Origin of the sequence: Kitasatospora sp. LaBMicrA B282 (genome assembly GCF_050325825.1) — a bacterium.
GTDB lineage: Bacteria > Actinomycetota > Actinomycetes > Streptomycetales > Streptomycetaceae > Kitasatospora.
Genome location: NZ_JBNQTI010000403.1, coordinates 1 through 489, shown reverse-complemented (window position 1 = coordinate 489; position 489 = coordinate 1). Strand labels below are relative to the sequence as shown.

The following is a 489-nucleotide window of genomic DNA, read 5'->3' as shown; positions in this document are numbered from 1 at the left end:
CTGGGCGAACTCCTGGCCCATGAAGAGCAGTTGCTTGCCGGGGTGGGCCCACATGAAGGCCAGGTAGGCGCGGTGGTTGGCGCGCTGCTGCCACCAGTCGCCGGGCATCTTGGAGACCAGCGCCCGCTTGCCGTGCACCACCTCGTCGTGCGAGATCGGCAGCACGTAGTTCTCCGAGTAGGCGTAGACCATGGAGAAGGTGATGTCGTTGTGGTGGTACTTCCGGTGCACCGGGTCCTTGCTGATGTAGACCAGCGAGTCGTGCATCCAGCCCATGTTCCACTTGAAGCCGAAGCCCAGGCCGCCGGTGTCGGTGGGGCGGGTGACGCCGTCCCAGGCGGTGGACTCCTCGGCGATGGTGACGATGCCGGGGCAGCGGCGGTAGAGGGTGGCGTTCATCTCCTGGAGGAAGGCGACGGCGTCCAGGTTCTCGCGGCCGCCGTACTGGTTGGGGGTCCACTGGCCGTCGGGGCGGGAGTAGTCGAGGTA

Annotated in this window: 1 pseudogene; it reads right to left on the bottom strand. The window is 66.7% G+C overall.

Annotation, left to right across the window (positions count from 1 at the left end):
* Positions 1-489: pseudogene (locus ACQRUO_RS39675) on the bottom strand (1,4-alpha-glucan branching enzyme); the annotation flags it as partial.